Here is a 7,041-nt window from a genome sequence, read left to right on the forward strand (position 1 = left end):
AGTTGGGCGGCATGTCGGAAATGCCCGGCGTATTCCCGCTTACGCCGGGCGCGCGGGCTGCGCAGCGCCCACGCCCCACCGTCACCCCTTCGAGTCACCGGTCACCGGAGATGTCACCGGCCACCGAAGGCGCCGTCGACACACCCCGCAGGCCGCGCACTCACGCAGGCCGCGACCGCAGTCCCTCCAGCAGGATGTCCAGCAGCCGAGCCGAGGCCGCAGCCTGCTGAGCCGCGTCCGGCAGCGAGGGCGCCGCCGTGGCGATCACCAGCAGTACGTCCGACACCGACACGTCGGCCCGCAGCTCACCCGCCGCGCGCGCCCGCTCCACGAGCTGGCCCACGACTTCGAGCAGCGCCGCCGCACCCGTGTCGTCGTCCGCGGACACCCCCGGGTTCCCCTCGGGGACCAGCCGCAGCTCACCGGTGCCCGGCTGTATCCGCTGCTGCGGCACCCGCGCCTCGTCGAACACCGTGCCGTCGGCACGTTCGTCCGCGACGCCGACCCGCAGCACCTGCGGCGGCAGCAGCCGCCCCGCGCCCGAGGCCACCGACGTCCGCAGGAAGCGCGAGAGCGCCGACCACGGCTCGTCCTCCTGGCCGAGCGCCGCCCGGGCCTGGTCGGTCAGCCGGGAGGTCTCCTCCTCGGCTATCCGCCGCACCAGGACGTCCTTGCTCGGGAACCGCCGGTACACGGTCCCCACACCCACCCGCGCCCGCCGCGCCACGTCCTCCATCGGCGCGCCGTACCCCAGCTCGCCGAAGACCTCGCGCGCCGCGCGCAGTACGTGTTCCAGATTGCGCTGAGCATCCACGCGCAGCGGCGTCGAACGCGAACCGTCTCCGCGTCCGTTGCCCGCCGCCGCGCTCACCATGCCGCCCGATGTCAGAGCAGACGCGGACGACCAATGAGAGTCCTGAACATGCATAAGCGATCCCCCGGTAATGACGTCTCCCCCCGGAGACTCTCCCCGCCATTCATTGATTGCCGGGACGTGGGAACAAGCCCGGTTCACCGGCCCGCCCGTCGCGGACCCGATGAGCGATGAGCACATCCCCCTACACCCCGTCGACACACGAACATAGTTGAGAGGGAGTCAATTCAGAAGGGGCAGGTTCCGCACGGAGCGCCCCCCGATCGGAGTACGGGTCGCATATATCCCGAATGTTCCGCCCAAGGTCACCCGGCGCGCAACCCCTGACCTGCATGGTTTCCGACTACTCCGGCAATTCGGCCAACCCTGGGCGTCCCCGGCAGGCGGTCACACAAATTGTCGAGGCTGTGGACAAACTCGAGCGCTGGGTGCGTCATGGGATGGTGAAGGAACGTGCGCGCATTCTCGTTGTCGGCGGCGGCTACGTCGGGATGTACACGGCCCTGCGCCTGCAACGGAAGCTGAAACAGGAACTCCGGCGCGGCGAGGTCGAGGTCACGGTCGTCACTCCCGACCCGTACATGACCTATCAGCCGTTCCTTCCCGAGGCGGCCGCCGGTGCCATTTCCCCTCGCCATGTCGTCGTACCGCTGCGCCGCGTCCTCGACCAGTGCAATGTCGTCATCGGCGAGGTCCGGTCGATCAACCATGCCAAGCGCACCGCCACCCTCACCACCCTCGCCACGGAGGAGGAGGGAGCGGGCCCGGAGCAGCTGACGTACGACGAACTCGTCCTGGCCCCCGGCTCGATCTCGCGCACCCTGCCGATCCCCGGCCTCGCCGACCACGGCATCGGATTCAAGTCGGTCGAGGAGGCCATCGGCCTGCGCAACCACGTCATCGAGCAGATGGACATCGCCTCCTCCACCCGCGACCCCGCGATCCGCGACGCGGCCCTCACCTTCGTCTTCGTCGGCGGTGGATTCGCCGGAGTCGAGGCGCTCGGCGAACTCGAGGACATGGCCCGCTACGCCGCGCGCTACTACCACAACGTCCGCCCCGAGGACATGAAGTGGATCCTCGTCGAGGCCTCGGACCGCATCCTGCCCGAGGTCGGCGAGGAGATGGGCCGCTACACGGTCACCGAGCTGCGCCGCCGCAACATCGACGTACGCCTCGAGACCCGCCTCGAATCCTGCGCGGACCGGGTCGCCGTACTCAGCGACGGATCCCGCTTCCCGACCCGTACGGTCGTGTGGACGGCCGGCGTCAAACCCCACCCGGTGCTCGCCGCGAGCGACCTCCCCCTCAACGGCCGGGGTCGGCTGAAATGCACCCCCCAGTTGACGATCGAGGGCGTCACGCACGCGTGGGCGGCGGGAGACGCCGCCGCCGTCCCCGACGTCACCGCCGAGGAACCCGGCAAGGAGACGGCGCCCAACGCCCAGCACGCGGTCCGCCAGGCCAAGCTCCTCGGCGACAACATCGCGCACTCCCTGCGCGGCGAACCCCTGGAGACGTACGCGCACAAGTACGTCGGCTCGGTCGCCTCCCTGGGCCTGCACAAAGGCGTCGCCCACGTCTACGGGCGCAAGTTGAAGGGCTACCCTGCCTGGTTCATGCACCGCGTCTACCACCTCAGCAGGGTGCCGACCTTCAACCGCAAGGCCCGCGTCCTCGCCGAGTGGACGCTTTCGGGCCTCTTCAAACGGGAGATCGTCTCCCTCGGTTCGCTCGAACATCCCCGCGCGGAGTTCGAACTCGCGGCCGGTGGAAAGCCTCCTAGCGACCCGGCGAACGACCCGAAGGGGTCGTCCTGACCGGACCGAGGAACTCCACCGACCGGCTAGGCGTCACACGAATGTCGCATCGGTAGGCCACACTGCCAGACTGATCCCCGCCCCCAGGGCGAGCAGAGCTCGCCCTCGAACCCCAAGAGGCTCTCCCCACCGTGCTGCATCCCGGGGGCGTCACGCCCCAGCCCTCCGGCCGGGTCCGGAGTCGGCCGAAGACGCCGAAGACGACGACACGAGGCAAGGATTCGTGAACTTCACGCGCTGGAGCGCCCGGCTCCCCGGAACGCAGCGCCGCGCAGCAGCGCGGACCGATCACACGGCCGCCCCGGACCGGCCGGCCGAGTCCGCGAGCTCCGTCCCCGCGGCCCGCGCCGAACAACTCACCGACGAGGCCCGCCCCGTACCGGCCGTGGACGACCTGCCCGTCCGTGAGGTCCTGGACCGCGTCCCGGCCCTCGTGGCCCTGGTCCACGGCCAGGACCACCGGGTCGCGTACATCAACGACGCCTACGTGACGGCCTTCGGCGTACGACCGCTCGGCGAGCCCACCCGCGAATCCCTCCCCGAACTCGACGAATTGGGCCTGCTCCCGCTCCTCGACCAGGTCCTGCGCAGCGGCAAGCCCCGCACCCTCAAGTCCCGCAAGGCCCCCGACGGCCGCTCCTACACGTTCACCTGCACCCCGGTGACAGAAGGCGACCACGCGGGCGTGCTCGTCTTCGCCACGGACGTCACCGACCACGCCGAAGCCGCCGAACGTCTCCGCGCCAGCGAACGCAGCCAACGCGAAACGGCCGTGACCCTCCAGCGCTCCCTCCTCCCGCAGGAGCTGGAACAGCCCGACGACCTGCGCATCGCCGCCACCTACCAGCCCGGCGGCACGGAAGCCGCGGTCGGCGGCGACTGGTACGACGTCATCACCCTCGGCGGCGGCCGCACGGCCCTGGTCATCGGCGACGTGATGGGCAGGGGCGTACGGGCCGCGGCCGTCATGGGCCAGCTCCGTACGGCGGTCCGCGCGTACGCCCGCCTCGACCTCCCCCCGCACGAGGTCCTCCAGCTCCTCGACGGCCTGGCGACGGAGATCGACGCCAACCAGATCGCGACCTGCGTGTACGCCATCCACGATCCGAACGAGGGCCGCCTGGTGTACGCCTCCGCAGGCCACCTCCCGATCCTCGTCCGCGACGAGAGCGGCGTCGTCCTGCGCGCCGACGAACCGACCGGCCCACCGCTCGGCACGGGCGGCTGGATGCACGCGTCCGGCTCGATCCCGCTCGGCCCCGGCTCCACCGCCGTCCTCTACACGGACGGCCTGGTGGAACGGAGGAACGAGGACCTGGACGAGGGCATCGCATCCCTGGAGCGAGCCCTGTCCGGCGCGACCGGCACCCCCCAGGTCGTCTGCGACCGCCTGGTCCGCTCGGCAGGCGTGACAGCGGACCACGACGACGACGTGGCGGTCCTGGTCCTCCAGCACCCGTCCCGCACGGGCCCGGACAGCGACCTGTTCCGCAACGCCGCCCTGGAACTGCTGGGCGGCATCGAAGCGGCCCCCCGCGCGCGTGCCTTCGCCTCCGGCGTCCTCACGAGCTGGCGCTTCCCGACCGAGCTGCACGACCTGGGCGTCCTCGCGGCCAGCGAACTGGTCGCCAACTCCCTCCAGCACGGCACTCCGCCCATGCGGCTGCGGCTGCGCCGCACCGACCGCCGCCTGATCATCGAGGTCACCGACGGCGACGACCACCTCCCTCGCCGCCGCCGGGCGGAACCGGCCGACGAGTCCGGCAGAGGCATCGCCATCGTCGCGACCATCGCCTCGAACTGGGGATCACGCCGGACCCCCGGCGGAGGCAAGGCGGTCTGGTGCGAGTTCGTACTTCCGAAGGCCTGACTACGCCTCCGCGACCACCGGCTCCGCAGCGGCCCCACCCCGGGCAACCACCCGGCTCCTCCCGAGCCACGGCCGATCCTGTACGGCGGTGAGCTGACGCCCCAGCCGCAGGGCCAGGTAGGTGATCCCCAGCGAGAACAACAGGAACGTCACCACGTACGGCGCGTGCAGCGAGGCCCCCATCGGCCCGCCCACCGCCGGCCCGACGGCCAGCGCGAGCTGCTTCACCAGGGCGAACGCGGAGTTGTACTGCCCGGCCATCCCGCTCGGCGCGAGATCGGCGACCAGCGGAGCCACGGTCGGCGACAGCATCGCCTCACCGAGCCCGAACAGCGCATACGTCGACACGAACGCAGCCGTGGCCATCTCCCGGCTGCCGTGCCCGAGCCCGGCATACCCGGCCGCGACCCACGCCACGGCCCAGATCAGCCCGACGGCCGCGATGACCCGCGACCGCCGCCGACGCTCGACGAACTTCAGCACGGCGAACTGCGCGACGACGATCATCAGCGTGTTGGCGGCCAGCGCCGTACCCAGCGCGGACGTCGAAATCCCGGCGGCCTCGACCCCGTAGGCACTCAGCCCGGACTCGAACTGCCCGTAGCAGGCGAAGAACAGCACGAACCCCAGCACGGACAGCTGCACCATGGCCCGGTTGCCGAGCAGCTGCTTCCAGCTGCCCTTGGCCGACTGCGCGGGCGCTCCCCCGATGCGCGGCGAGCGCGGCATCCGCACCGTCGCCATCACACCCACGAGCAGCAGGAACATCGCAGCCTCGATGGAGAACAGCAAGGTGAAGGAGTCGACGCGCGTAGCGTCGACGAGATGACCACCGATCAGCCCGCCGACCCCCAGCCCCAGGTTCTGCAGGAAGAACTGCATGGCGAAGGCGCGCGAGCGTGTGTCGGCGGTCGAGCAGTCCACGATCATCGTCGCCAGCGCCGGCTGCATCACGGCCTGCCCGGCCCCGAGCGCAGCCGCCGACAGCAGCACGGCGGTGGCACTGCCCGCCAGTCCCAGGCTCAGCGCCCCGAGGGCGGCGGTGACCAGGGCGGCGAGCAGGACCGGCAGGGGACCGCGCCGGACGATGGCCCGCCCGGCGAACGGCAGCACGATCAGCGCGGCCACGGCGAAGACGGCGAGAACGAGCCCCGCCGTCATGGCTCCAAGACCCCGCACCTGCGCCACATAGACGTACAGGTAGGGGACGGTGAAGCCGAGCCCGAACGCGCTGAGTGCGTTACCCACGTGGATCCGGCGCATCTCTGCGCCCATCGCCCTGGTCACGTTCACCTCTCTCAGTAGTTAGGAGTGAAGACTTAGAAGCTAAACAGTACACCTAGAAGAACTTCAACGCCAAGCAGGTTCATGCCATACTTCGACCATGGGCGACACCCCCGGCACCCTCGGCGAACCGACACTCGAAGAGCAGATCGCCGCGTACCAGCGCGAGTTCCGGGACCTCGACCCCCAGGTCGAGAAGATCGTCTCGGCCCTCTCCCGCCTGAACCGCCGCATGAACGTCGCCTACGGCCGCCAGACCTCCGCCCTCGGCATCAGCAACGCCGAGTGGGAGGTCCTCAAGGCCCTCGTCCTCTCCGGCGCCCCCTATCGCATGGGCCCGAGCGATCTCGCCAAGCGCCTCGGCCTGACGCCGGCCGCGATGACCCACCGGATCGACCGCATGGTCGGCGAGGGGCTGGTCACCAGAGAGCGCGACGAGACGAACCGCGTCCGCGTGATCGTGGAGCTGACCGCGGAGGGCCGCGAGAAGTGGCTCGAGGCGATGCGCCTGGCCACGGTCTTCGAGGAGGACCTCCTCCAGGACCTCTCCCCTGAGGAGCGCACCACCCTCGGCGAGGTCCTCACCCGCCTCCTGCGTAGAGTGGAACACTCCCAGCCGGACGCGGGCGGCCGCCTCAGCGACCTGGACTGACGCCCGGCTCGGGACGGCACAAAAGATCTTGACAAGGGGTGCTTGACAGCCCCCTTCCGGATCCGTAAAGTTCTTCGGGTTGCCACGGGGCCGTAACGGTTCTGCGACAGCACCTCCGCCGCATCAGCGGCACCCAAACCATCAGCACGATCTCCCAACCGGGTTGATTTCGGCGTGCCCGAATTCAATTCGATTTGGCTACGGCAGCCCGATTAGGAACTGCCGAAGGGATCCGCTAAGGTTTGAAACGTCGGAACGGCCCAACGGCCGTGAGGACAAGCCCCGCTGACTGGGGGTCAGGCCGAAAGGATCTGATAGAGTCGGATCCGCCGGAAAGGGAAACGCGAAAGCGGGAACCTGGAAAGCGCCGAGGAAATCGGGCCGGGAAACGGTCTGATAGAGTCGGAAACGCAAGACCGAAGGGAAGCGCCCGGAGGAAAGCCCGTGAGGGTGAGTACGAAGGAAGCGTCCGTTCCTTGAGAACTCAACAGCGTGCCAAAAATCAACGCCAGATTAGTTGATACCCCGTCTCCGGCCGGAT

General features: G+C 69.8%; 5 protein-coding genes. 3 read left to right on the forward strand and 2 right to left on the reverse strand.

The annotated features are described in order from the left end of the window. Positions 1-160: 160 nt before the first annotated feature. Complete coding sequence (locus tag ABZ880_RS40180) at positions 161-928, reverse strand: helix-turn-helix domain-containing protein (protein WP_361273930.1); 768 nt, start codon at positions 926-928, stop codon at positions 161-163. Positions 929-1,314: 386 nt separating this feature from the next. Between ABZ880_RS40180 and ABZ880_RS40185 the strand changes: the two genes are divergently transcribed. Both ABZ880_RS40185 and ABZ880_RS40190 read left to right on the forward strand, forming a co-directional pair. Then, positions 1,315-2,694 carry an NAD(P)/FAD-dependent oxidoreductase gene (locus ABZ880_RS40185; RefSeq protein WP_361273933.1) on the forward strand — a complete coding sequence of 460 codons (1,380 nt, stop codon included), beginning with the start codon at positions 1,315-1,317 and terminating at the stop codon, positions 2,692-2,694. Positions 2,695-2,917: 223 nt separating this feature from the next. Then, complete coding sequence (locus ABZ880_RS40190; RefSeq protein WP_361273935.1) at positions 2,918-4,564, forward strand: SpoIIE family protein phosphatase; 1,647 nt, start codon at positions 2,918-2,920, stop codon at positions 4,562-4,564. Here ABZ880_RS40190 and ABZ880_RS40195 read toward each other — a convergent pair whose 3' ends face one another. Next, positions 4,565-5,851 (reverse strand): MFS transporter, encoded by a 1,287-nt coding sequence (locus ABZ880_RS40195; RefSeq protein ID WP_361273958.1) that lies wholly within the window; start codon positions 5,849-5,851, stop codon positions 4,565-4,567. A gap of 97 nt (positions 5,852-5,948) precedes the next feature. On the opposite strand from ABZ880_RS40195, the gene ABZ880_RS40200 reads away from it, so the two are divergent. Further along, the gene (locus ABZ880_RS40200; protein ID WP_361273937.1) at positions 5,949-6,500 is read left to right on the forward strand and encodes a MarR family transcriptional regulator; all 552 of its coding nucleotides are present in this window, start codon (positions 5,949-5,951) and stop codon (positions 6,498-6,500) included. Positions 6,501-7,041 lie beyond the last annotated feature (541 nt).

Source organism: Streptomyces sp. NPDC047043, from assembly GCF_040644055.1.
In the GTDB taxonomy this organism is placed as follows: domain Bacteria; phylum Actinomycetota; class Actinomycetes; order Streptomycetales; family Streptomycetaceae; genus Streptomyces.